A 276-nucleotide genomic window follows, 5' to 3' on the forward strand; every position below is an offset into this window, starting at 1 on the left:
CTTCTTATCACCTAAGGCTAAAAAATTTTCAAAATCACTGTTGCGCTGATCCAGCCAATCGCCATGCTCATCTGGCGTAATCATCTGCCAACTATGTTCATGCTTGACCCCACCAACACTACCCAATCGCTGAATTTCAGAAAGTTTCTCTTTTGTCGTGAGATTATCACCAATATCGTAATAGTGAATTTTACAATGTTCCATAACATTTGGATTTTTAACAAATAGTGTCACAGCGATTCCTGTCATGCTTCCACTGCCGAAAACATTTTGTCC

At 39.5% G+C, this 276-nt stretch carries 1 protein-coding gene; it reads right to left on the minus strand.

The genetic code is table 11. The features are described 5' to 3' along the window. Positions 1–276: hypothetical protein (locus tag ACFIKU_RS10055; RefSeq protein WP_375657423.1), on the minus strand; the 276-nt coding region annotated here is incomplete at both ends.

It is taken from the genome of Bartonella sp. CM120XJJH (genome assembly GCF_042194715.1).
Lineage (GTDB): Bacteria > Pseudomonadota > Alphaproteobacteria > Rhizobiales > Rhizobiaceae > Bartonella.